Source organism: Dietzia sp. DQ11-44 (assembly GCF_014145205.1).
Classification (GTDB): Bacteria; Actinomycetota; Actinomycetes; order Mycobacteriales; family Mycobacteriaceae; genus Dietzia; species Dietzia natronolimnaea.
In genome coordinates this window covers 1-1,028 of sequence record NZ_JAALEC010000134.1, presented here as the reverse complement: position 1 = coordinate 1,028, position 1,028 = coordinate 1, and the positions used below count along the sequence as shown (strand labels likewise).

1 protein-coding gene is annotated in these 1,028 nt (G+C 73.0%); it reads right to left on the bottom strand.

Features of this window, described 5'->3' with window-relative positions:
• Nucleotides 1-985 (bottom strand): pyruvate kinase (locus tag G6018_RS04150; protein WP_347237790.1); only part of this gene is annotated, 985 nt, incomplete at its 3' end.
• Nucleotides 986-1,028 lie beyond the last annotated feature (43 nt).

Sequence of the window (1,028 nt, the reverse complement as noted above, 5' to 3'; positions counted from 1 at the left end):
GGCCCATCCGCGAGTGGATCGCGTCGAGGGTCTCGATCGCCTCCGCCACGTAGGGCCCCTTGTTGAGCATCACGCACTCGGACCGCTGCGCCGAGCCCGCGTCGGAGATCTCCGCGCGGGACGGCATCCCGGTCTTCGCGAGCGACTCCAGCACCTGCGTCGCCAGCACGACCGGAACGCGGGCCGCCTGGCACATCAGCGTGATGTTGCGCGGGATCTCCGAGAGCGACTCGAATCCCATCTCGACGGCGAGGTCACCGCGCGCGATCATCACCCCGATCCGGTCGTGGCGCATGGCCTCCAGCACCAGGTCCGGCAGCGCGCGGTAGGCCTGCCTGGTCTCCACCTTGAGCAGCAACCCCAGCTCCCGCCCCGATTCCGCGCGCTCCGCCCGGAGCGCCTCCACCGCGTCGGTGACGTCCCCCCTCGTCCGCACGAAGGACAGCGCCACGATGTCCGCGTGCCGGGACGCGAAGCGTAGGCACTGCCGGTCCTCGTCGGTCAGTGCGGGGGTGTCCACCTCCAGCCCGGGGACGTTGATGCCCTTCTCCGACCCCAGCCATCGGCCGCCCTCGCGGCAGCGCACCACCTCCAGCCGGGCCCAGGGCCCACCCTCCTGACCCGGCATCGAGGTCGCGACGACCTCCGCGGAGATGACTCCGTCGTCGAACAGGACGCGGTCCCCCACCGACAGGGCCTCCACGACCGCGGGGAGCGCGCACCCCAGTCGGATCTCCTCGCCGGACCGCGGCGGCTCCACCGGTTCCATGTCCACGGTGAGCAGGATCGGGTCCCCTCGGTGGACGCGGATCCGGCGCGGCACAGCGGAGATGCCGCGGACCCGGGTGTGCTCGAAGTCGCAGTCGATCAGCGTCCCGTCGCGCACCCACGCGTTGCGGTCGCCCTCCGCCAGCACGCCGTCGGCCCCCGCGGACACCACGGTGAACCGCCGCCTGAGCCGTCGTGCGTCGGGGACCTCGATCACGTCCCCCGGGGCCCGCGCCGCGAGCCACCGAGGGTCCACCCGG